Source organism: Mesorhizobium sp. B1-1-8, from assembly GCF_006442795.2.
Lineage (GTDB): Bacteria > Pseudomonadota > Alphaproteobacteria > Rhizobiales > Rhizobiaceae > Mesorhizobium.
The window spans coordinates 1668054-1693999 of the sequence record NZ_CP083956.1 but is presented as its reverse complement, the minus strand read 5'-3'; the positions used below and the strand labels follow the sequence as shown (position 1 = coordinate 1693999).

15 protein-coding genes are annotated in these 25946 nt (G+C 64.6%); 7 read left to right on the top strand and 8 right to left on the bottom strand.

All coding sequences use genetic code 11. The annotated features are described in order from the left end of the window. Positions 1–11 precede the first annotated feature (11 nt). The 6 genes from FJ974_RS08315 to FJ974_RS08290 all read right to left on the bottom strand — a co-directional run bounded on the left by FJ974_RS08315 (position 12) and on the right by FJ974_RS08290 (position 16195). The gene (locus tag FJ974_RS08315; protein WP_140529643.1) at positions 12–635 is read right to left on the bottom strand and encodes an invasion associated locus B family protein; all 624 of its coding nucleotides are present in this window, start codon (positions 633–635) and stop codon (positions 12–14) included. An 18-nt stretch (positions 636–653) separates the two neighbouring features. Next, the gene (locus FJ974_RS08310) at positions 654–5894 is read right to left on the bottom strand and encodes a YadA-like family protein (protein ID WP_226891522.1); all 5241 of its coding nucleotides are present in this window, start codon (positions 5892–5894) and stop codon (positions 654–656) included. Positions 5895–6077: 183 nt separating this feature from the next. Continuing rightward, complete coding sequence (locus FJ974_RS08305; RefSeq protein WP_226891520.1) at positions 6078–6518, bottom strand: helix-turn-helix transcriptional regulator; 441 nt, start codon at positions 6516–6518, stop codon at positions 6078–6080. A gap of 205 nt (positions 6519–6723) precedes the next feature. Continuing rightward, entirely contained in the window at positions 6724–8781 is a 2058-nt protein-coding gene (locus tag FJ974_RS08300) for a response regulator (protein WP_226891518.1), read from the bottom strand. A 27-nt stretch (positions 8782–8808) separates the two neighbouring features. Then, a complete protein-coding gene (locus tag FJ974_RS08295; RefSeq protein WP_140539065.1) occupies positions 8809–14541 on the bottom strand; it encodes a HAMP domain-containing protein in 5733 nt (1910 codons plus the stop codon). A 160-nt stretch (positions 14542–14701) separates the two neighbouring features. After that, positions 14702–16195 carry an ATP-binding protein gene (locus tag FJ974_RS08290; protein WP_140539064.1) on the bottom strand — a complete coding sequence of 498 codons (1494 nt, stop codon included), beginning with the start codon at positions 16193–16195 and terminating at the stop codon, positions 14702–14704. Between the two features lie 241 nt (positions 16196–16436). On the opposite strand from FJ974_RS08290, the gene FJ974_RS08285 reads away from it, so the two are divergent. Then, positions 16437–16691 carry a hypothetical protein gene (locus tag FJ974_RS08285; RefSeq protein ID WP_140539063.1) on the top strand — a complete coding sequence of 85 codons (255 nt, stop codon included), beginning with the start codon at positions 16437–16439 and terminating at the stop codon, positions 16689–16691. A 314-nt stretch (positions 16692–17005) separates the two neighbouring features. On the opposite strand, the gene FJ974_RS08280 is transcribed toward FJ974_RS08285, so the two are convergent. Next, positions 17006–17491: a hypothetical protein gene (locus FJ974_RS08280; RefSeq protein ID WP_140539062.1), complete on the bottom strand. Its 486-nt coding sequence runs from the start codon at positions 17489–17491 to the stop codon at positions 17006–17008. Positions 17492–17656: 165 nt separating this feature from the next. On the opposite strand from FJ974_RS08280, the gene FJ974_RS08275 reads away from it, so the two are divergent. Beyond that, the gene (locus FJ974_RS08275) at positions 17657–18022 is read left to right on the top strand and encodes a RidA family protein (RefSeq protein ID WP_140539061.1); all 366 of its coding nucleotides are present in this window, start codon (positions 17657–17659) and stop codon (positions 18020–18022) included. A 189-nt stretch (positions 18023–18211) separates the two neighbouring features. Further along, entirely contained in the window at positions 18212–19438 is a 1227-nt protein-coding gene (locus tag FJ974_RS08270; RefSeq protein ID WP_140539060.1) for an amidohydrolase/deacetylase family metallohydrolase, read from the top strand. A gap of 149 nt (positions 19439–19587) precedes the next feature. Here FJ974_RS08270 and FJ974_RS08265 read toward each other — a convergent pair whose 3' ends face one another. Beyond that, the gene (locus FJ974_RS08265) at positions 19588–21381 is read right to left on the bottom strand and encodes an NAD(P)/FAD-dependent oxidoreductase (protein ID WP_140539059.1); all 1794 of its coding nucleotides are present in this window, start codon (positions 21379–21381) and stop codon (positions 19588–19590) included. Between FJ974_RS08265 and FJ974_RS08260 the strand changes: the two genes are divergently transcribed. From FJ974_RS08260 to kdpB, 4 genes are all read left to right on the top strand, one after another. Next, on the top strand, positions 21345–21722 hold the full coding sequence (locus FJ974_RS08260) for a hypothetical protein (protein WP_140539058.1): 378 nt from the start codon (positions 21345–21347) through the stop codon (positions 21720–21722). The genes FJ974_RS08265 and FJ974_RS08260 overlap by 37 nt on opposite strands. Before the next feature lie 80 nt (positions 21723–21802). Further along, entirely contained in the window at positions 21803–21892 is a 90-nt protein-coding gene (kdpF, locus tag FJ974_RS08255; RefSeq protein WP_140539057.1) for a K(+)-transporting ATPase subunit F, read from the top strand. 28 nt (positions 21893–21920) lie between these two features. Continuing rightward, positions 21921–23624 (top strand): potassium-transporting ATPase subunit KdpA, encoded by a 1704-nt coding sequence (kdpA, locus tag FJ974_RS08250; RefSeq protein WP_140539056.1) that lies wholly within the window; start codon positions 21921–21923, stop codon positions 23622–23624. Between the two features lie 227 nt (positions 23625–23851). Then, positions 23852–25945 (top strand): potassium-transporting ATPase subunit KdpB, encoded by a 2094-nt coding sequence (kdpB, locus tag FJ974_RS08245; protein WP_140539055.1) that lies wholly within the window; start codon positions 23852–23854, stop codon positions 25943–25945. Position 25946: the final 1 nt, after the last annotated feature.

Sequence of the window (25946 nt, the reverse complement as noted above, 5' to 3'; positions counted from 1 at the left end):
TGCTGCCCCGGTCACTTGAGTGGCGAAAGGGCTTCGGTCAGCCCCTTGAGTGTTGCGGTCACGGTAATCGTCTGGCCGTCGACGGTCGGATAGGAGATCGCCGGCGTCGCGCTCTGCGCGATCTGCTGGCGCAGCACGGGCCCCACCGGCAACATGCCGACGCAGACCGTTTCGTTGCAGCCGTTCAAGTGGACGTCGATCGGCTGCTTGCCGTCGAACTTCACCGTCACCAGGCCGTCGCTCCTGGCGTTCGGCGCGGTGCGCAGGATCATGTATGGCTTGCCGTCCTGGGTGGCGGCAAGCGACCAGCTGAAGGCCATCTTGCCGGACCCGTCCTCGATAATCTGCGAGACGTTGCAGACCTTCTTGCGGGCCTTGATGTTCTCATCGCAGATCAGCGTCCAGTTTTCGAACGGGCGAATGGTGCGCTGGTATTGTCCGAGCTTCACATCAGGCGGCACGACCACGTCGGAGGGCTTGATCCGGTAGGGCGAGGCCACCTGCCCGGCAGCCGGCGCAAGCCCGCCGGCAAATGCCAGGCAGGTTAGAACGGCCGCAGCAATTCCGGGAAAAGTGCGCAGCGGTTTTCCGTCCGGAATTCCCTCTAGCCCAGCATGGCTGGTCCGCCTGTCCATTCCCCCTCGGTCCCCGCCTCAGTTCAAGGTGAAGCTCAGGCCGGCGCCAACGCCCCAGTGCCCGCCCGCTGTCGTGCCCGACACATTGGCTCGGGCACGCCCGTCCTCGCTGGTGTAGCCGGCGCCGAAGGCCAATGCGCTGGAGTCCCGCCAGAAACCGCCGCCCGCCGCAACGCTCAGCTTGCCAGGGCGGTCATCGTAGCGCAGCGAGGCGGCCGCGAGACCGATTGCCGCCGCCTGACGTGCTTCGTCCCTGATGCCGCCGATGTCGGAATTGAGCTGGCTGAGCTTCTGGTCGGTGTAGTTGTTGGCCTGCTGCAACGTCGTGACCGCCACCTGGTCGGTGTAGCTCTTGGCTACGGTCAGGCTCTGGGTCAATTGGTTGACGTTGACCGCATCGGTGCCGGCGACGCCGGGTCCGACATTGGAGATGACGACCGGCGCGTTCACGTCGCCGCCCTGCAGCGTGATTTGGTTCGTCTTGCTGCCATCCGGATTGGTGTCATAGGTCACCGCATTCTGGGTGAGGTTTCCGACGCCTTTGGTCAGGTCATCGATCGCCGTGTTGGTGGCGAAGAGCTGGGAGCCGTTGATCGCGTCGGTGCTGTCGGCAGAAATGCGTCCGGCAGCGACATTTGTGATCGTCCTCTCAGCGCCGGCGTCGCCGACGCTGACCGTCCCGACCGGAGTCGTGCCGGCAAAGGCGTAGGTTTTGCCGTTGATGGTGGTGCCGGAGGTGCCGACGGCAGTCTGCGACACCGAACCGGAGCCGAGCGCCACGTCGTTGGCGTTGTTGGCCTGCGCGCCCTGGCCGAGCGCGACGGCGCCCTGCCCTGTGGCGGTCGAGCCATGGCCCGCGGCCACGCTGTCGGTGCCGCTCGCCACGCTCTCCGGCCCCATCGCGACGCTGTTGGTGCCGCTGGCGACCGAGTCGGCCAGCGTCGAATTGGCGTGGAAATATTTGATGCCGCCGCCATTGGTGATGTTGGTGAGCGCATTGTCGACGGCGGTGAAGCCGTCAAAGACGGTCGAGTAATTGTTGCCCTGGATGGTGTAGGTCGGGCCGGTGATCGAGCCGTCGGGATTGATCGTTGTGGTGCCGCCGAACAGGTTGGCGACGTTCTGCGACACGCCTCGCAGCTGCGAGACATTGACGGCATCGGTGTCGGCGGAACCCGCCGCGACATTGGTGAGCTTGCGCTCGGCCCCGGCGGAGCCGATCGACACCTCGCCGACCGAGGTTTGCGGGGCGGTGAGAGCGAAGGCCGTGTAGCCCGCCTGCGCTCCGACCGTCGTTATGGACTGGGCGCCGAGCGCGACGCTGCCGGCGAACGTGCTTTGCGCGCCGGCGCCGAGCGCAATAGACTGAATGCCGCTGGCGGTCGAATTGGTGCCGAGCGCGATGCCGTCAGCCAGCATCACATGCGCGTTCTGGCCGATGGCCGTTCCGCCGGGCGCGGTCTGGTCGACGATGGCGCCATTGCCGATGCCGACGCCGTTGTCGCCATTGACGACGGTGGTCGGACCGACCGCGACGGACTCGGCGCCGACCGCAAGCGAGTCGGAAGCGGTCGAATTGGCATGGAAATAAAGGGTCGGCGTCACCGCGAAGGAACTCAGGGCGCCCTTCAACTGGCGAAGCGTGACCGCATCCTGGTCCTGGGTGCCGTCGGCCACGTTTGTGATCTGACGAAAATCGGTGGCGTTGCCCACCGAAACGGCGCCGAGCAGGTTCCTGTCGGTGGTGTTGAAGGGGATGACGCTGGTGCCGGCGGTGATCGATCCCGATGTGGGTGCTACCGCACGATCCGAAACGGAGCCGGAACCGAGCGCCACCCCGCCGACCACGCTGGCCTGGCTGTCGCGGCCGAGCGCCAGCGAATTGCCGGCCGACGCGGTCGCCTGGTAGCCGACGGCGGAGGAGCCTATCCCTTGCGCGAAGGCGTCTGTCTGCGCCAGGCCGGCCTCGTTGGTGCGGGCGTAGCGGATGCCCACGCCATTGGCGTCGGTATAGGCGGTTGAGGTGTCGCCGGCGATGTTGGTCAAGGAGCCGCCGATATTGTTGAGCGTGGCGCCGATGGCGTCGACCGCCTGGTTGGTGGCAAAGAGCTGCGAACCGTTGACCGCATCCGTCGAGGAGCCGCTGATCCGACCCGCCGCCAGGTTGGTTAGCGTGCGTTCCGCACCGGGCGCGCCGATGCTGACCGTCGAGGTCGGAGTGGTGCCCTGGAAGGCGTAGGTGGTGCCGTTGATCACCGCGCTGGCCGTGCCCACCGCCACAGCGGTCACCGAGCCCGAGCCAAGCGCCACGTCGCCGGCGTTGCTGGCGGCGGCATTTGCCCCCAGCGCGAGGGAACTTTGCCCCGTCGCACTGGCAAGGAAGCCCACGGCTGCCGATTGGACACCGCCAGCTACGGTTCCGATACCGAGTGCGGTACTGCCGATTCCGCTGGCATTGGCGCTGACGCCGGCAGCAAGAGAATTGTCTCCCGCCGCGCTCGCTTGAAACCCGAATGAGGAGGAGTTTGTGCCGGTGGCGCTCGCATTGGCGCCGGCCGCGATGGCGCGTGTCCCCGTCGCGGTCGCGACAGGTCCGATCGCAACGGAATCCGTGCCTGTGGCCGACGAATCCGCCAGCGTCGAATTGGCATGGAAATACTTGATGCCGCCGCCGACGGTGATGTTGTTGAGCGTGGCGCCGATGGCGTCGACCGCCTGGTTGGTGGCAAAGAGCTGCGAGCCGTTGACCGCATCCGTCGAGGAGCCGCTGATCCGACCCGCCGCCAGGTTGGTTAGCGTGCGTTCCGCACCGGGCGCGCCGATGCTGACCGTCGAGGTCGGAGTGGTGCCCTGGAAGGCGTAGGTGGTGCCGTTGATCATCGCGCTGGCCGTGCCCACCGCCACAGCGGTCACCGAGCCCGAGCCAAGCGCCACGTCGCCGGCGTTGCTGGCGGCGGCATTTGCCCCCAGCGCGAGGGAACTTTGCCCCGTCGCACTGGCAAGGAAGCCCACGGCTGCCGATTGGACACCGCCAGCTACGGTTCCGATACCGAGTGCGGTACTGCCGATTCCGCTGGCATTGGCGCTGACGCCGGCAGCAAGAGAATTGTCTCCCGCCGCGCTCGCTTGAAACCCGAATGAGGAGGAGTTTGTGCCGGTGGCGCTCGCATTGGCGCCGGCCGCGATGGCGCGTGTCCCCGTCGCGGTCGCGACAGGTCCGATCGCAACGGAATCCGTGCCTGTGGCCGACGAATCCGCCAGCGTCGAATTGGCATGGAAATACTTGATGCCGCCGCCGACGGTGATGTTGTTGAGCGTGGCGCCGATGGCGTCGACCGCCTGGTTGGTGGCAAAGAGCTGCGAACCGTTGACCGCATCCGTCGAGGAGCCGCTGATCCGACCCGCCGCCAGGTTGGTTAGCGTGCGTTCCGCACCGGGCGCGCCGATGCTGACCGTCGAGGTCGGAGTGGTGCCCTGGAAGGCGTAGGTGGTGCCGTTGATCACCGCGCTGGCCGTGCCCACCGCCACAGCGGTCACCGAGCCCGAGCCAAGCGCCACGTCGCCGGAGCTTGCCGCCGCCGTCGCGCCATTGCCCAGCGCGACATTGCCGGCGAGACCGGCAGCACCTGCGGTGGAACCGTTACCCAACGCCACGGAGCCTTGCCCGATCGCCTTGTTGTTGTTGCCGATCGCCACCGCGCCGGCGGCCTGGTTGGCGGCGGTGGCGGTTGCCGTGCCGTCGCTGTTGGCGATGTTGTTGGCGCCGCCGGTAAAGGCGCCGGTGCCGCTGGCATAGCTCGGATCGCCGATGGAGACCGCGCCATTGCCATAGGCGGTGTTGTTCGCGCCGATGGAGACTGCCTGGCCGCCAGTCGCCACCGCGTTGGTGCCCATGGCCACCGCGTTGGCGGCATCGGCCTTGGCATTGTTGCCGACGGCGATGGCGCTCAGCGCCGACGCTGCGGCGCCGATGCCGAGTGCGGTACTGGCGACCCCGCTGGCGTTGGCACTGACGCCGGCGGCAAGCGAATTGTCTCCCGTCGCCTTGGATCCGGACCCGAATGAGGAGGCATTTGCGCCGCTGGCAACGGCCGTGTTGCCGATTGCCGTGCTGGCGGCGCCGCTCGCAACTGAGGTAGTACCCATCGCGACGGCGAAAGCGCCGGAAGAGAGCGAATTGGTGCCGATCGCGATGCTGTTGGGCAGGGCCGTGTTGGCCTGAACGCCCGCCTGCGCTCCCAAGCCGAGTGCGATGGACTGGTTGCCCCAGGCGCTGGCTGTGTTGCCCAGTGCGGTAGCACTCGTTCCCGTTGCCTTGGTCAGGATGCCTATGGCAACGGTGTTTTGCTGAGATGCCTGCACATCCGTGCCAAGGGCGATGGCGCCCTGTGCCAGGGCACCCGTTCCCGCGACAGTGCGCCCGCCGATATTGATGGAGTTGATCTGTGAAGCGACCGCCTGGAAGCCGATAGCTACGGCATTCTGGTTGCTTGCGCTGGCGCTGGTGCCCTGGGCAATGGCATCCACGCCGGGCGCCGCTGCTCCATTTCCGATTGCGACGCTGCGAAGGCCGCTCGCCGCGGCAGCAAGGCCGAGCGCCGCGGCATTCTGCGCGGCGCTCGTCCCATTGCCGACCGCGGTGGCACCTGCACCGTTCGCAGTGGTGTTGACGCCAAAGGCTGACGATCCGTCCCCGTTGGCGTGGGCGTTTCCGCCTACCGCAAGTGCGTTGGTGCCAATGGCGCTCGCGAAGACACCCATGCCTATCGCATTCAGACCATTGGCCGAATTTGCATAACCGATGATGATCGAACCGTCGCCGGTTGTGCTGTTTGAGTCGCCTATCGCCAAGGCGTTCTGGCCATTGGCTTTGGTGTTTACGCCGATGGCGGTTGAACTGGCACCGGCGGCGGCGCCACAACCAATAGCAGTGCTGCCTGCAGTTGCACCGGTGGGATTGGTGCAGTTGGCAGGGTTGCTGTAGACGCCATTGCCGACGACAACCTGCGCGAACGCCGTCTGCGGGAACAGCATCCCAATCACGGCGAGCAGCGCGCCGGCCGCCCCGCCGGCGCCAAAAGTCCCGAGCCCCAAACCTCTACGCCGCATGCCAAGCACCCGATGCGCCATGCGTAGCGTCGCCATCAAACGGCGGCGCAGCGAGCGGGAGCCGGGACCTGCGTTCGCGATCCACTGTCCGGCAAAATGCTCCGCCCGGCGCCGAACGAACGAACCCTTCGAAACGCAATTGTCGGTCATGGCCCCTCTCTGCTCATTTGGCGGCTAAAAACGCCGCACAACTGGAGATTACTTCAAGAAGGCATGATTCCTGTTCGCAGTATTCCAAGATTTTGCTGTCTCATAAGAAAAGCGAGGAGCGGATTGCAGAAGATGAATGATTTGTTACTTTAGAGAATTGCTTGATAAGCATCCATTAAATTATCAAGGGCTGTTACGACGAGGTCTCTCGCCCGATCTTGATTTGACCGTCCGCAGCCGCGCCTGCAACGGCGTTACATGCCGGTATTTCTTCATCGTGGTGGTGAAATGGCTCTGGCTTGAAAAGCCGCTCACATGGGCGATGTCCGCGATCGTCATGCTGCTGTCGGCAAGCAGCCCCTCGGCAAAGTCGAGCCGCAGGTCGAGAACGTACTGGTACGGCGATGCCCCGAACGTCTTGGAGAAAGCCCGCACGAAGTGATAAGGCGAAAGCCCGCAGACGGCCGCAATCTCGGCAAGCGTGAGCTTGCGCGAAAAATTCTCATTCAGGAACTCCTGCACCTTGCGCGAACTGCGTGCGGAAAGCCCGCCTTTCACGTTCATCAGCGGCTGTCGCGCCGCATTGGTTCCGGAAACCCATTCGGTGGAGTCATCGCGCCGCACTTTTTCGGCCTCCTGATACCTCCCCCGCTGAAGATCAACCTGAGCGCCCGCCCCCGGTTCCCTGGCAAAGCAAAATCGTGACTGACCGGACCGGATTTGTGCCCCATATCCGATTCGTCTGACAATTCGTCATGCGGCGAGCAAGATCACGATTTCCGCGGACGGTATTTCAAGAAATTGCGGCGTCGAAGCAGACGCCGAACGGCTAGTGCTTAGCCTGTCGCCCGGGCGCGGCACGGATCGCCGCGACAAGCTCCTCTTCGTCGAGCGGCTTGTTGAGCAGAGCCACGTCGGGAGGAAGTGCCAGGATCTTTTCGGCATCCGCATAGCCGGTGATGATGACAGCTGGCCAGCCGGCCCGCAGATTGCGGGCAAAGCGTATCACGTCAACGCCCGAGACCAGCGGCATGGCGAAGTCGGTGACGATCACGTCGAACCGGTCAGGTTCCCGTTCGATGGCGGCCAGCGCCTCGGCGCCACCCGCGGCCGCGATGACCTCGAAGCCGAACTGCCTGAGCGACATGGCCGTCATTTCCCGCAGGGGATTGCTGTCGTCGACCAGCAGCACCGTCGGCAACCGCTCTTCGGCCGCCGCTTCAGGCGCGGCCGCTGTTGCCCCGTCAGGCTTTCCCGTGACCGTCTCCTCCGTCTCGGGCGCGGCGTCCAGAGGCTGCCGGGAGCGCGGCAGCCAAAGCTCCATCGTGGTGCCGCGGCCGACCTCGCTGTCGATCGCCAGGGTGCCGCCCGATTGCTTGGCAAAGCCGTAGACGGTGCTGAGGCCGAGCCCGGTGCCCTTTCCCACCGGCTTGGTGGTGAAGAAGGGCTCGATCACCTTTGTTATGATGTCGCCGGGGATGCCGGAACCCGTATCCTCGATCGCCAGCACGACATAGTCGCCCGCGACGAGTTCGTCGCTTTCGAGCTCGACGCTGCGGTTGCCGGCCTTGACGGTCAAGGTCCCGCCGGAAGGCATGGCGTCTCGCGCGTTGAAGATAAGGTTCATGAGAGCCAATTCGAGTTGTGCCGCATCGACATGCACCGGCCAGATGTCGTCGCCCACCAGCCAATGGAAGCGCACGAGACCTCCCAGAACCGGAGCAACCAGGCCGTTCATCGTGTCGCCGAGGGTCGACAGCCGGACCGTCACCGGTTTCAGGTCCTGGCGACGCGAAAAAGTAAGCATGCGTTGGATGAGATCCCTGCCCTGAGTGGCCGAGCGGCGCGTCATGTCGAGAATCTGGGCCGTCTTGCCATCGAGCGTCAGTCGTCGTTCGAGCAAGCTGAGACCGGACAGAATGGCGGCGAGAAGATTGTTGAAGTCATGGGCGAGCCCGCCCGTCAGCTTGCCGATTGCATCCAGACGCTGCGACTGCAGAAGCTGGCTCTCCAGGCGGCGCTGCTCGGTAATGTCCTGCATGGTGCCGAGCAGCTCGAGGCGGGCGCCGTCCCGGGATGCCACGCCCTGGTCGAAGAATATGCGGTAATTTCCGTCGGCGCAGCGCCAGCGGAATTCGCAGGCATACGAGCCCGTCTCATACGCGCCCGACAGCGATCTGATCACCTCGTCGCGGTCGTCGGGGTGAACTCGGCCAAGGCCGAAACCGGCGTCCGCCAGGAAGCGGCCCGGCGCGAAGCCCGTCAAACACTCGACCCCCTTCGACACATAGCTTGCGGCAAAAGGGGGCTCCGCCGAACGGGCGTGGAAACAAACCGGAAGCGAGGTCAGGATCGTTTCCTGCCGCGCCTCGGAGTGACGCAACGCGCGCTCGGCGTCGAGCTTGTCCGACTTCGCCTTGAACGCCTGTTCGAGCAGCCGCCGCTCCCGCGCCGCGTTTCGCTCGATTTCGCGCGTCTTTTCGTGGAGATCGACGAACACCATTACCTTCGAGCGCAGCATCACCGGATCGAACGGCTTGAACAGATAGTCGACCGCGCCGACGTCGTAGCCGCGCAGCATATGCGCCTCTTCCTTGTTGATGGCGGTCAGGAAGATAATCGGCGTGCTTTTCGAGCGATCGCGCCTGCGGACCAGCGCCGCGGTCTCGTAGCCGTCGAGATCCGGCATCAACACATCGAGCAGGATGACGGCAAACTCCTCTTTGAGCAGGAAGCGCAGCGCCTCCTCGCCGGATTGGGCGCAAACAACCTCGCCCACCCCCTCGAGCACCTCGGCGATGGCCAGCAGGTTGCGGTCGTCGTCGTCGACGGCGAGGATGCGCGCCGGCATCGCGTCCTCGCCCGGTTCGATTCTCTCTGCCTCCATGGCTGCCATTTGCTGCACTGCCGGGCGTCAGGTTGCGGTCATCAAATTCTGCGCCGAGCTTTCGGCTCGCGATCGCGAACGGCCGACCCAGACGCGCAACAAGGCGAGCAAAAGGTCGAGGTCGACCGGCTTGGCGATATAATCGGACGCGCCGGCGTCGAGGCATTTTTGGCGGTCGCCTTTCATCGCCTTGGCCGTAACCGAGATAAGCGGAATATGGGCGATCTCCGGCGTGGCGCGAATCCTGCGCATGGTCTCGTAGCCGTCCATTTCCGGCATCATGATATCGATCAGCGCCACATCCACGTCCGGCGTTTCCTCGAGCAAGGCGATGCCGTCCCGCCCCCGCTCCGCATGCTGCACGCGAATATCGTAGGTCTCCAGCACACTGGTCAGCGAATAGATGTTGCGGATATCGTCGTCGACGATCAGAACCTTCGCGCCGGCGAGCCCGGCGTTGTCGAACTGGCCCGCGGCAATGATTTCATCATTGTGCGGCTCACTAGGCAGTGCCGCTGAAATGAGCAGCGCAAGCTGGGCGAAATTGTCGGCCCGCGGGACGTCGGCAAGCCCAGGGTGCAGCGCGGCCTGCTGCAGGAACGCGTCGGGGTGCGGCGTGAAGAACAGCAGGCGCTGCAGCGATTCCCCGAATTGAGATATGATTTCGTCGAGCATCTGCGCGTTGTCCTTGGCCGAGCGGCCGAAGCCGAAGACAATGGCGTCATAGGTGGCGATGCCAACCTCGTCGGCGTTGGCGGCAACGCGGCCGATGGCGGTAACCGAGGTGATGCCGTCGCGGATGGCTTCGACCATCGCCAGGCGCCGCTCGGAGTCGGGGTCGGCGACCAGCACCTTGCGCTGTATCCTCAGGCTGCTCGACTGGATGTCCTCGAAAACGCGTGTCAACTCACCCGCCGAGACCGGCTTGCTCGAAACGCTGGCGGCGCCCCTGCGGGTGAGTATGTCGATGTCCTCAGCTCCGGAGATGACATGGATCGGAATGTTCTTTGTCTTCTGATCGTGCTTGAGCAGGTCGAACAGCACCCAGCCATCTATGTCCGACAGGCCGAGATCGAGCGTGATCGCATCCGGCATGAGCTTGCGGGTGAGCCCCAGCGTGCCCGATCCCGCCGTCGAAAGAACGCCCTTCAGGCCCGCCGACCTGGCAAGACCGAGCAGCAATCCCCCGAAGGTCGGATCGTCCTCGACGATGAGCACGACCCGGTCGGTCGGATTGATCGTGTCGCGGTCGTCGGCAAGTTCGGGCGTGCCGGCGGTGCTGCCGGGCTGGATGGCGGCCGCGATCGCCTCCGTGGCCGGCGACAGCTCGATCTGCGGCGACAGGCTGTTGCTGCGCGGCCCATCGAAAGGAATCACAAGCGTGAAGGTTGACCCCCTTCCGGGTTCGCTTTCGACGCGTAGCTCGCCGCCGAGCAGGCGGGCGATTTCGCGACTGATCGAAAGACCGAGCCCGGTGCCGCCATATTTGCGGCTGGTCGTGCCGTCGGCCTGTTGGAACGCCTCGAAGATGAGCTTTTGCTTGTCCTCGGGGATGCCGATGCCGGTGTCCGTGACGGCGATCGCCAGCGCGCGCGGCCGGGCGGCCGCGGCGCCGTTGCCGCGGCCCGTCCTGTCGGCATGGATGCTGAGCACGACCTCGCCATCGGAAGTGAACTTGAAAGCGTTCGACAGCAGGTTGAGCACGATCTGCTGCAGCCGCTTTTCGTCGGTGCGGATCGTTTCCGGCAGGGCCGAATCGATTTTTATGGTGAAGCCCAGCCCCTTGTCCGCGGCGAGCTGCCGGAAGGTCCGCTCCATGTGCTGGCGCAGATGCGCAAGCGGCATGTCATTGATCTCGATCGACACCGTGCCGGACTCGATCTTCGACAGGTCCAGAATGTCGTTGATCAGGCTGAGCAGGTCGGTGCCGGCCGAGTTGATCGTGCGCGCGAACTCAATCTGCTTGTCGTTGAGGTTGCCCTGCTGATTGGTCGCCAGAAGATTGGACAGGATCAGCAGCGAGTTGAGCGGCGTCCTCAGTTCGTGGCTCATATTGGCCAGGAATTCGGACTTGTATTTTGACGTCAGCGCGAGCTGTTCGGCCTTTTCCTCGAGAGCCCGCCTGGCCATCTCGATCTCGAGGTTCTTGTTCTCCACCTGCTTTTTCTCGTTCTCGAGCAACTGCGCCTTTTCCTGCAGCTCCTCGTTGGTGGCGTGGAGCTCTTCCTGCTTCTTGGTGAGTTCCGTCTGGCGCGACTGCAACTCGGACGTCAGCAGCTGCGACTGTTTCAGCAGCCCTTCCGTACGCATCGTGGCGGCGATGGTGTTGAGCACGATGCCGACCGATTCCATCAGCTGATCGAGGAACGAGCGATGGGTGTCGCTGAACCGGCTGAACGAGGCGAGCTCGATGACGGCCTTGACCTCCTCCTCGAACAATGCCGGCAGCACGATCACGCTGGCCGGCGGCGCTTCGCCTAACCCCGAGGTGATGCGCAGGAAACTTGAGGGAACGTCGTCGAGCATGATGGCTCGCTTGTCGGCCGCGCTCTGGCCGAGCAGGCCTTCCCTGAAATCCATACGCTGGCGGATCGTGGCCTTGCTTTCGGCGGCATAGGAGGCCGCGAGCTCCAGGTAGGATTCCTCCTCGTCGCGATTGGTGACGTAGAACAGGCCGTATTGCGCATTCACCAGCGGAGCGAGTTCCGAGATGATCATGCGCGAAACGGTGGCGAGATCGCGCTCGCCCTGCAGCATGCGCGAGAAGCGCGCCAGGTTCGTCTTCAGCCAGTCCTGCTCGGCGTTCTTCAGCGTCTGATCCTTGAGATTGCGGATCATCTCGTTGATGTTGTCCTTCAGCGCCGCGACCTCGCCGGAGGCCTGCACGCTGATGGAGCGCGTGAGGTCGCCCTTGGTCACCGCGGTCGATACCTCCGCAATGGCGCGGACCTGAGTGGTGAGGTTCGCGGCGAGCTGGTTGACGTTGTCGGTCAGGTCGCGCCACAGGCCGGCGGCGCCGGGCACCCGGGCCTGACCGCCGAGCTTGCCTTCGATACCGACCTCGCGAGCGACGTTGGTCACCTGGTCGGCGAAGGTCGCGAGCGTTTCGATCATGCCGTTGATGGTGTCCGCCAGCAAGGCGATTTCGCCCTTGGCGTCAACCGCGAGCTTGCGCTTCAGATTGCCCTGGGCGACGGCGGTGACGACGTCGGCGATGCCGCGCACTTGGTTGGTCAGGTTGGTCGCCATGAGATTGACGTTGTCGGTCAGGTCCTTCCACGTGCCGGCTACGCCTTCCACCCGTGCCTGGCCGCCGAGCTTGCCTTCGGTGCCGACCTCGCGCGCCACGCGCGTCACTTCGCCGGCAAACGAGTTCAGCTGGTCGACCATCGTGTTGATGGTCGACTTCAGCTCGAGGATCTCGCCCTTGACGTCGACTGTGATCTTCTTCGACAGGTCCCCGCGCGCCACGGCGGTGGTAACCTCGGCGATGTTGCGCACCTGGCCGGTCAGATTCTCGGCCATCGAGTTGACGTTGTCGGTCAGATCCTTCCAGGTGCCGGCAACGCCACGCACCTGCGCCTGGCCGCCGAGCTTGCCCTCGGTGCCGACCTCGCGCGCCACGCGCGTCACCTCCGAGGCGAAGGAATTAAGCTGGTCCACCATCGTATTGATGGTGTCCTTGAGCTCGAGAATTTCGCCGCGCACGTCAACCGTGATTTTCTTCGACAGATCGCCGAGCGCAACCGCGGTCGTCACTTCCGCGATATTGCGCACCTGGCCCGTCAGGTTGGCAGCCATGGCGTTGACGTTATCGGTCAGGTCCTTCCAGGTTCCGGCGACGCCGCGCACCTGCGCCTGGCCGCCGAGCTTACCGTCCGAACCCACTTCGCGGGCGACGCGCGTCACCTCGGAAGCGAAGGAGTTCAGCTGGTCGACCATCGTGTTGATGACATCCTTGATCTGCAGGATCTCGCCCAGCGCGTCGACAGTGATCTTCTGGGTCAAATCGCCGGTCGCGATCGCGGTCGCCACCTTGGAGACGTCGCGCAGCTGCACGGTCAGGTTGCCGGCCATGGCGTTGACGTTGTCGGTCAGGTCCTTCCAGGTGCCGCCGACGCCTTCGACATGCGCCTGGCCGCCAAGCTTGCCCTCGGAGCCCACTTCACGGGCAACGCGGGTGACTTCCGAGGCGAAGGAATTGAGCTGGTCCACCATCGTGTTGACGGTGTTCTTCAGTTCCAGGATTTCGCCCTTCACGTCGACGGTGATCTTCTTCGACAGGTCGCCCCTTGCGACGGCTGTCGTGACCTCGGCGATGTTGCGCACCTGGCCGGTCAGGTTCGCCGCCATCAGGTTGACGTTGTCGGTCAGGTCCTTCCAGGTGCCGCCGACGCCGCGAACCTGGGCCTGGCCGCCGAGCTTGCCTTCGGTGCCGACCTCACGCGCCACGCGCGTCACTTCCGAGGCGAAGGAATTCAGCTGGTCCACCATGGTGTTGATGGTGTTCTTCAACTCCAGGATCTCGCCCTTCACGTCGACGGTGATCTTCTTCGACAAATCGCCCAGCGCCACCGCCGTCGTCACTTCTGCGATGTTGCGCACTTGCCCTGTCAGGTTCGCGGCCATCGAATTGACGTTGTCGGTCAGGTCCTTCCAGGTGCCGGCGACACCGCGCACCTGGGCCTGGCCGCCGAGTTTGCCTTCGGTGCCGACCTCGCGCGCCACGCGCGTCACCTCGCCGGCAAACGAGTTCAGCTGGTCGACCATGGTGTTGATGGTCGACTTCAGCTCCAGGATTTCGCCCTTGACGTCGACGGTGATCTTCTTCGACAGGTCGCCGAGCGCCACGGCCGTCGTCACGTCGGCGATGTTGCGCACCTGGCCAGTGAGGTTGGCGGCCATCAGGTTCACGCTGTCGGTCAGGTCCTTCCAGGTGCCGCCTACGCCTTCGACCCGCGCCTGGCCGCCGAGCTTGCCTTCGGTGCCGACTTCGCGGGCGACGCGCGTCACCTCCGAGGCGAAGGAATTCAGCTGGTCCACCATCGTGTTGATGGTGTTCTTCAACTCCAGGATCTCGCCCTTCACGTCGACGGTGATCTTTTTCGACAGGTCGCCGGAGGCGACGGCTGTCGTCACCTCGGCGATGTTGCGCACCTGGCTGGTAAGGTTGGTGGCCATTGCGTTGACATTGTCTGTCAGATCCTTCCAGGTGCCGGCAGCGCCCCTGACCCTGGCCTGACCACCGAGCTTTCCTTCCGTGCCGACCTCGCGCGCCACGCGCGTCACCTCCGAGGTGAAGGAGGCGAGCTGGCCAACCATGGTGTTGACGATCTTGCCGATGCGCAGGAATTCTCCGCGCAGCGGCCTTCCGTCGATCTCCACCATCATGGTTTGCGACAGATCGCCCTTGGCCACCGCGCCGATGACGCGCGCAACCTCCGCCGTGGGCTGGACCATGTCCTCGATCAGGTCGTTGACCGATCTGACGCTCGATTCCCAGCTGCCCTTTGCGTTTCGTACATGCCCGCGTTCGCCGATACGGCCGTCCTTGCCGACCACGCGGCTCAGGCGCGCAAATTCGCGCGTAACCTGGTCGTTCAGCTCGACGATCTGGTTGAACGTGTCGGCTATCTCGCCGCTCAATCCGTCATAGGCATTGTCGATGCGAACGGAAAAATCGCCGTTTCGGAAAGCTTTGAGAGCGTTGAGAATCTGTCGCGGATCGAGTTGTTCCCTGGATGAACGAGCTACCGCCACAGTCCCCTCCCATGGCTACAATTAGCCGAGGCCAACAACGCGTTTCGGCGCGTTTGGTTCCGTGGCCGATAGCAAAAGGGTTCCAGGGAATTTGCTGAGCTTCGCAGCGCATCTGCGTTTGCCGGCTGATCGCCCGAAGGGCCGAGCAGCCTCGTCCGCCTCACCCGGCCTTATCGACCGCCTCCGCGGAGTTCGGATCGCCGGGCGCTGTCGCCCAGGCGAGTTCGACCAGCGTCACCGTGCGCCGGCCGGCGCCGTCGAGCTGGCAGACGATCAGGCCCTGCTCCTCGATGTAGTCGAGCAGCCGCCGCGCGCGGCGCAACGAATGCGAGCCATAGGCGCGGGCAATCGCCGCATCGCTCGGGCAGGGCCAGCCCTCCTTGGCGGCGCGGGCGATCATCATGAAGACGCCCTGCATGTCGTCGGGCAGCAGCGAAGCGCGCGTCGAGACATCCTGCCAGGCGTCGCCGTCGGCCATGTCGGAGCCGAGCCCGGCGCGGGCGTGGGTCAGCATGCGGCGGAATTCGGCCAGGTCAGGCACGGCCAAGCCGAGGCCTTCGATGCGGCAGCGGACGACGAATTCCTGGTAGAGCACGCCGACGGCGCGGAAGCCGGCCTCGGGTTCCACCAGCAGCGCTTGCAGGACACGGTCCACCCGCTCGCGCCGCTCCGCCAGATCCTCGGCGCTTGGCGGCGCCTCCAGCGGCTCGGGGCGGATCTCGCGCGCCGCCGATTTCGCCGCCATCAGCTGGTCCAGCAGGTCGGGCGAAGGCCGGCGCTGCGGCCGCGCGGCCTCGGCCGGCGGCGCCGCCAGGATGATCGCGCGCGCATCCTCCAATACGGCTTCCGGCAGCGGCATCAATCGCGGCGTGCCGTTGCGCGGACTGGTCTCGGTCGGGCCGATGCGCAGGCCCAGCGGACGGCGCGACAGCGCCGGCCCAAGCGCCATGAAATGCCCCCGCTCCAGGTCGCGAAACGCCTCCGCCTGCCGCCGTTCCATGCCTAGAAGATCGGCGGCGCGCGCCATGTCGATGTCAAGGAAGGTCCGCCCCATCAGGAAATTGGAGGCTTCGGCCGCGACGTTCTTGGCAAGCTTGGCCAGCCGCTGCGTGGCGATGATGCCGGCAAGGCCGCGCTTGCGGCCGCGGCACATCAGATTGGTCATGGCGCCAAGCGAAAGCTTGCGCGCCTCGTCCGACACCTCGCCGGCGACGGCCGGCGCGAACAGCTGCGCCTCGTCCACCACCACCAGCATCGGGTACCAGTGGTCGCGTGCGACATCGAACAGGCCGCCGAGGAAAGCAGCGGCTCGCCGCATCTGGTTCTCGGCGTCGAGCCCCTCGAGGTTGAGCACCGTCGAGACGCGGTGGATGCGCGCCCGCTCGCCGGCCGCCTGCAGGCCGCGCTCGGTATGGTCCTCGGCATCGATCACCAAGTGGCCGTAGCGCTCGCCGAGCGACACGAAATCGCCTTCCGGGTCGATGATCGTCTGCTGCACCCAGGCAGCACTTTGTTCGAGCAGCCGCCGCAACAGATGCGACTTGCCGGAGCCCGAATTGCCCTGCACCAGCAGGCGTGTCGCCAGCAATTCCTCAAGGTCGAGGGCCGCCGGCGCGCCGGCGCTCGTCTGCCCCATCTCGATCGCAACGGTCATGTCTCGACTCAAAAAAGTCTCCTGCGCGGGCAGGGGCTTACCAACCCAAGCGCCATGCGTCGAGCGCGGCGTGACCGGCCGACAGGTGTTCCCACACATTGCAGCGCCGTGCCGACCGCGACCACGACGCGCCATTGTCAGCAGCGCGCGCCAACGAACTGGTCGGACCACCATTTTGCTGGCGCCGGCCGGCCGTTGGAGTATCATTCTTGGCAGGAGGGTTCATGGCAGGAGGAAGCCGATGAACGTTGTTGCGGAAGTGCCCGTCATCGATCTGACGGCTCAAGATCTTGTTTCGTCTGCCATTTCGAAATTCCGCGCCGGTGACACCGTCTCGACCCGCGCGATGCTCGACCTGATCCGCCGTTCCGACCCGGCCTGCGAGGACAGCGACGACCATCTGGTCGAATTGATCGTCATGGCGGCAATTGGTAAGACCATGGGCGTGGTGTTCGACCACCGCTCGCCGGATGAACGGCTGCCGCGCCTCTCCTAGCGAGCTCGTCGGCTGAAGCCTCCCTAACGTCGTCATCCACGGGCGGAGCAAGGAGCGAAGCGACGCGCGCAGACCCGAGGATCCATTCCGTGACTTCGAAGCGTCGCAGCGGTTCAGAACTTCACTCGGGGTTGCGCCGTTGCGATGATATTCTGGAACCATCCCGCTCTTCGACAGTCGTCACGGAATGGATTCTAGGGTCTGCGCGCATCGCTTCGCTCCTTGCTTCGCCCTAGAATGACGAGCCAACTGGCGCTTCGGCTAAGCTCCACAATGGGCGATTTTGCCAACGCAGGCTGTCCGATAAGCCCCGCCTAGCCGCCTAGCGGATGCGGCATATAGCCGACGAACCCTGCGATCTTCCAGCGGCCGCCGACCTTGCGGCAGAAATAGAGCGTCTGCCATTTGAGCCGGTCGACGCTGCCATCGGCCTTGGCGACCGAACCGTCGAATTTCTTGTGCAGCACCGCGCGGTCGCCGTCGACGTCGATGTCGCGCATATTGGTAACGCGGAACAACGCCTCGCGCAGCGGCTCGGCGAATTTCGTTGCCGCCGTCTCCCTGGCCTGGCGCAGCCATTCGTCGCGATAGACCTCCAGCCTCGGAAATTGCAGCCGCCAGGCATCGGCATTGTCGAGGAAATGCGCATGCATGCCGAAAAAACTCTCGGCAATGAAATCGTCCTCGACCATCGCCCAGTCCTGGCCAATGAAGGCGTCGATGTCGCGCCGCACCAGCATTTCCCAAAGCGCGTGACGATCGGCATCGCCTTCCGGAAACGGATTCCTGTCGAAGGTCATTCTCGATCTCCCTCTCTTGAACGGGACCGCAAGATGCTCAGGCATTTGTAATAAAGCAACATGGATTTCGAAAAAATGTTGCTTTCCAACAAGACCTCCATGAGGATCACGGCGACAAGCCTGGACGGCTGCAAAGACAACCCATCAAAATGCAAGGAGGCTCTCTTGCCAAAGCAATGTTTCGGAACATCGCATGTCCCGCTCTCGCCAGCCGTCCGCGCCGGCGATTTCGTCTACATCTCCGGCCAGGTGCCGGTGGGCAGCGATGGGCTGGTGGTCAAGGGCGGCATTGCCGAGCAGGCCGAACAGGTGCTGCAGAACGTCAAGGCCGCACTCGCGCTTGCAGGCTGCGGTTTGGACGATGTCGTCAAGACTACGGTCTGGCTGGAAGACGCGCGCGATTTCAGCACCTTCAATACGGTCTATGCCAGGCACTTTCCGAAGGAGCCGCCGGCGCGCACCACCGTCGAGTCGCGCCTGATGATCGACATCAAGATCGAGATCGAGGCCGTCGCCTACCGGCCGGTCTGATCGCCAGGAGCATGTCTCCCGAAAGTGTGCAGCGGTTTCGGGACAAAGACATGCTTCAAATCAAAGACCTAAAGCATGTCGCGTGAATCCTTTTTCACGCGACACGCTTAGGAGCAATTCCAGGAAAATCGCTCAGCGGTTTTCCGTCCGGAATTGCGTGAAAACAAACAGGCAAGGAAGGAGGCGCCGATGCAATTCGATCTGCTGATCAAGGGCGGCCGCCTCATCGATACCGCCTCCGGGCTCGATGCGCAGCGTGACATCGGCATTGCCGACGGCCGCATCGCCGCGATCGAAGCGGCTATCGATGCCGAACACGCCACGCAGGTCGTCGATGCCAGGGACTGCATCGTCACGCCCGGCCTGATCGACCTGCACAGCCACGTCTATTGGGGCGGCACCTCGCTCGGCGTCGATGCCGACCGGCTCGCCGCCAAGAGCGGCACCACCACCTTCGTCGACGCCGGCAGCGCCGGCGCCGGTAATTTCCTCGGCTTTCGCCGCCATGTCATCGAGCGCTCGAAGGTCCGCATCCTCGCCTATGTCAACATTTCCTTCGCCGGCATATTCGGTTTTTCGAAAACCGTGTCCGTCGGCGAATGCAGCGACCTCAGGCTCTGCGAGCCGCGCGAGACCGTGGCGGCGGTGCGCGAGCACGCCGATGTCGTCGTCGGCGTCAAGGTGCGGGCCGGCCGGCATGCCGGCGGCAGCAGCGGCATCGCGCCGGTCGACCTGGCGCTGGAGGCCGCCGACAAGGCCGGCCTGCCGCTGATGACCCATATCGACGAGCCGCCGCCCGGCCGTTCGGAAGTGCTGCCGCGCCTGCGCCGCGGCGACATACTCACCCACTGCTTCCGCCCGTTTCCCAACGCGCCGGTCTTCGCTTCGGGCGCGGTGCGGCCGGACATGCGGCTGGCGCGCGAGCGCGGCGTCGTCTTCGACATCGGCCACGGCATGGGCTCTTTCGATTTCGAGGTCGCGAAAGCCATGCTTGCCGAGGGGTTGGCGCCGGATGTCATCTCGAGCGACGTGCATCTCTACTGCATCGACGGCCCCGCCTTCGATATCCTCGTCTGCATGTCGAAGCTGTTGGCGCTCGGCATGCCGCTGATCGAGGTGCTGCGCGCGGCGACGGTTAACCCCGCGCAGGCGATTGCCCGGCCCGAGCTCGGCGCGCTGAAGGTCGGCGGCACCGGGGATGTCGCGGTGCTCAGGCTGAAGCCCGGCCGCTTCACCTTCGTCGATGCGGTGGGCGCTTCACTGGTTGCGGATCGGCGGCTGACCTCGGACGGCATCGTCCTTGGCGGAAAGTGGTGGCCGAACGAAGCGCTCGACCACAACGAGACCGAGCGCTTCGAGGCGCATGCACATCATACCCATGTCGATGTCGCGGCCAGGCATTTCGGGCGTGAGTGATCTCCCCCCTTGAGGGGGAGATGGCCGGCAGGCCAGAGGGGGTCGGTTCGACGGGATGCGACCTCCTTACGGCAGTTGAAGGCTGGCGCTCCACGCGCGGCGACCCCCTCTGTCGCCTTCGGCGACATCTTCCCCCTCAAGGGGGGAGATCAGCGCCGCCGCGAATTACTCGGCTCCCCATAAACCGGCGTCGCAATGCCCTCCAGCCGCGCCTTGAGCTGCAGCGCCACGAACTTCGAATAGAAGCGCGACAGCGCCAGATTGCCGCCGTGGAACCACAGCGCGTCCTGCGCCGTCGGCTTCCACATGTTGCGCAATTCGCCCTGCCAAGGGCCCGGGTCGCCCTTGACGCCCGAGCCCAGGCCCCAGCACGGGCCGACCTTGTCGGCGACCTCGCGCGAGACGATCGCCGCCACTGTCTCGTTCATCGACTGATAGCCGGTGCAGGAAATGATCGCATCGACCGCGAGCTCGCTGCCGTCCTCGAACAGGATGCCGGTTGGCGTCAGCGACTTGATGCCGACGCCGCTCTTCACCGCGATCTCGCCGCTCAGGATCAATTCGCAGGCGCCGACATCGATGTAATAGCCGGAGCCGGTGCGGTAGGCCTTCATCAAAAGCCCGGTCTCGTCCTCGCCGAAATCGATGGCGAAGCCGCTGTCGCTGAGTTGCTTGTAGAACTCCGCATCGCGCTCGCGGATGATGTCGTAGAGCGCCCGCTGGCCCTTGGGCACCAGCGCGAACGGCGTCGAGGCGACGATCATGTCCGCCTTGTCGGTGGTGATGCCGCGCGCCAGCGCCTTCTCGGAAAAGATCTCGAAGCCGACCTCCATCAGCGTGTCCGACCTCACCACCGTCGTCGGCGAACGCTGGATCATGGTGACCTTGGCGCCGCCCTCCCAGAGATCGACGCTGACGTCATGGCCTGAGCTTGCGGCGCCGATCACGGCGACCAGCTTGCCGCGGAATTTGTCGCCGCTGGAATACTGGCTGGAATGCAGCAGCTCGCCCTTGAAGGTCTCGGCGCCCGGCAGATCGATCTGGCGCGGCGGGCCGTAGGCGCCGGTGGCGAAGACGATGTGTTTCGGCTTCAGCGCGATGCGCTGGCCGACGCGGTCGACGACGACCGTCCATACCTGTTCGGCCTCGTCATAGACGGCGCTGATGCATTTGGTGGCGACCCAGTAGTTGAGCTCCATCACGCGGGCATACATTTCCAGCCAGTCGCCCATCTTGTCCTTGGGCGTGAATACCGGCCAGTTTTCCGGGAACGGAATATAGGGCAGATGGTCGTACCAGACCGGATCGTGCAGCACGAGCGAGCGGTAGCGGTTGCGCCAGGAATCGCCGGCGCGCGCATTCTTCTCGACGATGAGCGCCGGAACGCCGAGCTGGCGCAACCGCGCGCCCAGCATGATGCCGCCCTGCCCCCCGCCGATCACCAGGCAGTAAGGCTGCTGGTGCACGCCAAGGTCGCGCGCCTCGCGCGCTCTTGCCTCCGCCCAGGTCTCGCGCTCGGGATCGGCCTTATGACGAATGCCGAGTGGCCGCGCCGGGCCTTTTTGCTCCTCGAACCCCTTGAGCTCGCTCATCGCCGTGAACAGCGTGCGGCAGCGGCCGTCCCTGAGCCGCACAACCCCCTCGCCCCGCGCCACCGCTGTCTCGAACGTGAACCACGCCTCGATTGTGCGTTCGTCGGAGGTCGCCTCCCCGGAAAGCCTCCAGTGTGAAGGCTTCGCGACCGACAGCGTCGCTTTCAGCATGTCGGCGATGGCGTCCCGGCCTTCCATGGTCCTGATGTTCCAGGTGAAGGTCAGCAGGTCGCGCCAGTAGCAATCCTCGACGAACAGGTTCGCCGCCGCCTCGACGTCGTCCCTCTCAAGCGCCTGCGCTAGCGAGGCAAGCCATGCCGCCGCCTGTTTCGATGGTGCCATGTCGAGCATCCGTTCTTCCCTTGTCTTCTTCTTCCATTGTTTCGAAACGCGGCGTCGCCGCAAGAGGCATTCGGAGATCGTTCGGGCGCCGCGTCGAACCGCTGAACTCGATCGATTGCCGGCGCACGATCGCTCTAGCTGCCGGAAATCTTTATAGGAATTTTATTTCTTTCCGCCCGGCCCCGTCTCGAACTTTTATGGCCATCGGGTCCATATTCGCCACGAGCAAAACAGCTCCGGCCGCCGTGATCGAACAAGGTCTGGCGGTGGCCATCATGGAATTATGGCCGGGCGGCAGCGGTAATCAAGCACATGCCGAGGCAAGGAAAGCACAATGGACATTGTTGTAATCGGGATCGGTGTTTTGTTTTTTGCACTCTCCTTCGCCTACATCAAAGTTTGCGACAGAATCTAGCGGGAGGGCCGAACCATGCTTTTTGAATATATCCTCGGCGGCGGCGTGACCTTGTTCCTGCTCGTCTACCTGACATACGCCCTCGTTCGCCCAGAACGCTTCTGACCGCAACTGGCGCAAGGCACGCAAAGCCATGACAATCAACGGATGGATACAGATCCTCGTCTATTGCGGGATCGTCGTTTTGCTCGTGAAGCCGCTCGGCGGCTATATGCATCGTGTCTTCAACGGCGATCGCACATTCCTGTCGCCCGTTCTTCGACCCGTCGAACGGCGTCTTTATCGCGTTTCGGGAACCAGTGAGAGCGAAGAGCAGCACTGGACCACCTACGCGGCCGGCATCATGTTTTTCAGCCTTGGCAGTTTCCTGGTGCTGTATTTCATGCAGCGACTGCAGGGCAGCCTGCCCTACAATCCGGCCGGTATGACAACGGTCGAGCCAGGGCTCGCCTTCAACACCGCCGCCAGCTTCGTCACCAACACCAACTGGCAGAACTACGGCGGCGAGAGCACGATGTCCTATCTCGTGCAGATGGCCGGCCTCACCGTGCAGAACTTCGTCTCGGCCGCCACCGGCATCGCTATCGCCATCGCGCTCATCCGCGGCTTCGCCCGCGCTTCCGCCAAATCGATCGGCAATTTCTGGGTCGATATGACCCGCTGCACGCTCTACATGCTCCTGCCCTTCTGCATCGTGCTGACGCTCGCCTATGTCTGGCTGGGCATGCCGCAGACGCTTGGGCCGTATGTCGACGCCACCACGCTGGAAGGCACCAGGCAGACGATCGCGCTTGGCCCTGTCGCCTCGCAGGTCGCCATCAAGATGCTCGGCACCAATGGCGGCGGCTTCTTCAACGCCAACGCTGCGCATCCTTTCGAGAATCCGGACGCGATCTCGAACCTGATCCAGATGGTGACGATCTTCGCGCTTGGTGCAGCTCTCACCAATGTCTTCGGCCGCATGGTCGGCAGTGAGTGCCAGGGCTGGGCGATCCTCGCCGCGATGGGCGTGCTGTTCGTCGCCAGCGTCGCCGTCTGCTACTGGGCCGAGGCTGCCGGCAACCCGCTGGTCCATGCGCTGGGCATCGACGGCGGAAACATGGAAGGCAAGGAGACGCGCTTCGGCATTGCCTTGTCGGCGCTGTTCGCAGTCATCACCACGGCGGCCTCCTGCGGCGCGGTCAATGCCATGCATGATAGTTTCACCGCGCTTGGCGGCATGATCCCGCTCATCAATATGCAGCTCGGCGAGGTCATCGTCGGCGGTGTCGGCGCCGGCTTCTACGGCATCCTGATGTTCATCGTCGTCGCCGTCTTCGTCGCCGGCCTGATGGTCGGCCGCACGCCGGAATATCTCGGCAAGAAGATCGAAGCCAAGGAGATCAAGATGGCGATGTTGGCAATCCTGTGCCTGCCGCTCGCCATGCTGGTCTTCACGGCGATCGCCGTGGTGCTGCCGAGCGCCGTGGCCTCGATGGCCAATGGCGGCCCGCACGGCTTCTCCGAGGTGCTCTATGCCTATACCTCGGCGGCCGCGAACAACGGCTCGGCCTTCGGCGGCCTCACCGGCAGCACGCCCTGGTACAACATCACGCTGGGCATCGGCATGCTCATGGGCCGCTTCTTCGTCATCATCCCGGCGCTCGCCATTGCCGGCTCGCTGACCGCCAAGAAGAGGGTGCCCGCTTCCACCGGCACCTTCCCTACCGACGGCACGCTGTTCGTCGGCTTGCTGGTCGGCGTCATCGTCATCGTCGGCGGTCTCACCTTCTTCCCGGCGCTTGCCGTCGGGCCGATCGTCGAGCACCTGGCGATGATCCATGGACAGACGTTCTGAGATGCCCTGGTTCAACAACATACGTCGAGGCGATCGTCACCAATCCGGTGACGGAAGACCTGATGACGGAAGGGACGAGAAGCCTCGTCCCTTCCCGACCCTGTCAACCTTCCTCGGCATGGCAGCCGTGCTGCTCGTGCTCTGGCTGCTGGCCACCGGCCTTCCCGCCTGTTTCCGAAGACCGAGCACCCGGCGCCGTCCAACATCACCGATACCGGAGCCACCAAATGAGCCAGTCCAAATCCGCGAGCATTCTGGATGCCCGCATCCTGGCGCCTGCCGTTGGTGGCGCCTTCCGCAAGCTTGATCCGCGCACGTTGATCCGCAATCCGGTGATGTTCGTCGTCGCCGTCGTCTCGCTGCTCACCACCGTTCTTTTCCTCCGCGACCTGATCGCCGGCGGCGGCGATCTCGGCTTCACCCTGCAGATCATCATCTGGCTGTGGTTCACCGTGCTGTTCGCCAATTTCGCCGAAGCGGTGGCCGAAGGCCGCGGCAAGGCGCAGGCCGATTCGCTGCGCAAGGCGCGCACCGAGACCCAGGCCAAGCTGCTCAACGGCGAGGGCCGGACCAAGTTCAAGCTGGTGCCCGGCACCAGCCTGAAAGTCGGCGACGTCGTGCTGGTCGAAGCCGGCGACATCATCCCGTCCGACGGCGAAGTGATCGAAGGCGTGGCTTCCGTGAACGAAGCGGCGATCACCGGCGAATCCGCCCCCGTCATCCGCGAATCCGGTGGCGACCGTTCTGCCGTCACCGGCGGCACCCAGGTGCTGTCCGACTGGATCCGCGTGCGCATTTCCGCCGCCTCCGGCCACACCTTCCTCGACCGCATGATTTCGCTGGTCGAGGGCGCCGAGCGCCAGAAGACGCCGAACGAGATCGCGCTCAACATCCTGCTGGTCGGCATGACGCTGATCTTCGTGCTGGCGACCGCGACCATCCCGAGCTTCGCCGCCTATTCGGGCGGCTACATCCCGGTGACGATCCTCGTCGCTTTGTTCGTGACGCTGATCCCGACCACGATCGGCGCGCTGCTCTCGGCCATCGGCATCGCTGGCATGGACCGCCTGGTGCGCTTCAACGTGCTGGCCATGTCCGGCCGCGCCGTCGAGGCCGCCGGCGACGTCGACACGCTGCTGCTCGACAAAACCGGCACCATCACGCTCGGCAACCGCCAGGCGACGGAGTTCCGCCCGGTCAAGGGCGTCACCGAGCAGGAGCTCGCCGACGCCGCGCAGCTTGCCTCGCTGGCCGATGAAACTCCGGAAGGCCGTTCGATCGTCGTGCTGGCCAAGGAAAAATACGCCATCCGCGCTCGCGACATGGCGACTTTGCACGCCAATTTCGTGCCCTTCACCGCGCAAACCCGCATGAGCGGCGTCGACATCGACGGCTCATCCGTGCGCAAGGGCGCGGTCGACGCGGTGCTCGCTCATGTCAACCAGGCGACCGTCGCCGCCCACGGCACGCGGCCCAGCAGCGAGACGATCCGTGACCTGCGGGCCATCGCCGACGAGATCGGCAAAGCCGGCGGCACGCCGCTGGCGGTCGAGCGCGACGGCCGCCTGCTTGGCGTCGTGTACCTCAAGGACATCGTCAAGGGTGGTATCGCCGAACGTTTCGCCGAGCTGCGCAAGATGGGCATCCGCACCGTGATGATCACCGGCGACAATCCGCTGACGGCGGCGGCAATCGCGGCGGAAGCCGGCGTCGACGACTTCCTCGCCCAGGCGACGCCCGAGAACAAGCTGTCGCTGATCCGCGAGGAGCAGGCCAAGGGCAAGCTGGTCGCCATGTGCGGCGACGGCACCAATGATGCGCCGGCCCTCGCCCAGGCCGATGTCGGCGTCGCCATGAACACCGGCACGGTCGCCGCGCGCGAAGCCGGCAACATGGTCGACCTGGACTCCGACCCGACCAAGCTGATCGAGATCGTCGAGATCGGCAAGGCGCTTTTGATGACGCGCGGTTCGCTGACCACCTTCTCGATCGCCAACGATGTCGCCAAATATTTCGCCATCATCCCGGCGATGTTCGCCGTCTTCTATGTCGTGCCCGGCCTGTCCGCCGGCCCGCTGCAGGCGCTCAACATCATGCATCTGGCGACGCCGCAGAGCGCCATCCTGTCGGCCATCATCTTCAACGCGCTGATCATCATCGCGCTGATCCCGCTGTCGCTGAAGGGCGTGAAATACCGCGCCATCGGCGCCGGCGCCCTGCTCAGCCGCAATCTTCTCGTCTACGGCCTCGGCGGCATCATCGCGCCTTTCGTCGGCATCAAGGTGATCGACATGATCGTCACCGCCCTCGGCCTCGCATAAG

Coding starts and splice junctions, on each gene's coding strand:
- FJ974_RS08285 (WP_140539063.1), top strand. CDS start 16,437: ATGAACGTTGTTGCGGAAGTGCCCGTCATCGATCTGACGGCTCAAGAT.
- kdpA (WP_140539056.1), top strand. CDS start 21,921: ATGACAATCAACGGATGGATACAGATCCTCGTCTATTGCGGGATCGTC.
- kdpB (WP_140539055.1), top strand. CDS start 23,852: ATGAGCCAGTCCAAATCCGCGAGCATTCTGGATGCCCGCATCCTGGCG.
- FJ974_RS08310 (WP_226891522.1), bottom strand. CDS start 5,894: ATGACCGACAATTGCGTTTCGAAGGGTTCGTTCGTTCGGCGCCGGGCG.
- FJ974_RS08290 (WP_140539064.1), bottom strand. CDS start 16,195: ATGACCGTTGCGATCGAGATGGGGCAGACGAGCGCCGGCGCGCCGGCG.
- FJ974_RS08265 (WP_140539059.1), bottom strand. CDS start 21,381: ATGCTCGACATGGCACCATCGAAACAGGCGGCGGCATGGCTTGCCTCG.
- FJ974_RS08260 (WP_140539058.1), top strand. CDS start 21,345: ATGCCGCCGCCTGTTTCGATGGTGCCATGTCGAGCATCCGTTCTTCCC.
- FJ974_RS08315 (WP_140529643.1), bottom strand. CDS start 635: ATGGACAGGCGGACCAGCCATGCTGGGCTAGAGGGAATTCCGGACGGA.
- FJ974_RS08300 (WP_226891518.1), bottom strand. CDS start 8,781: ATGGAGGCAGAGAGAATCGAACCGGGCGAGGACGCGATGCCGGCGCGC.
- FJ974_RS08280 (WP_140539062.1), bottom strand. CDS start 17,491: ATGACCTTCGACAGGAATCCGTTTCCGGAAGGCGATGCCGATCGTCAC.
- kdpF (WP_140539057.1), top strand. CDS start 21,803: ATGCTTTTTGAATATATCCTCGGCGGCGGCGTGACCTTGTTCCTGCTC.
- FJ974_RS08270 (WP_140539060.1), top strand. CDS start 18,212: ATGCAATTCGATCTGCTGATCAAGGGCGGCCGCCTCATCGATACCGCC.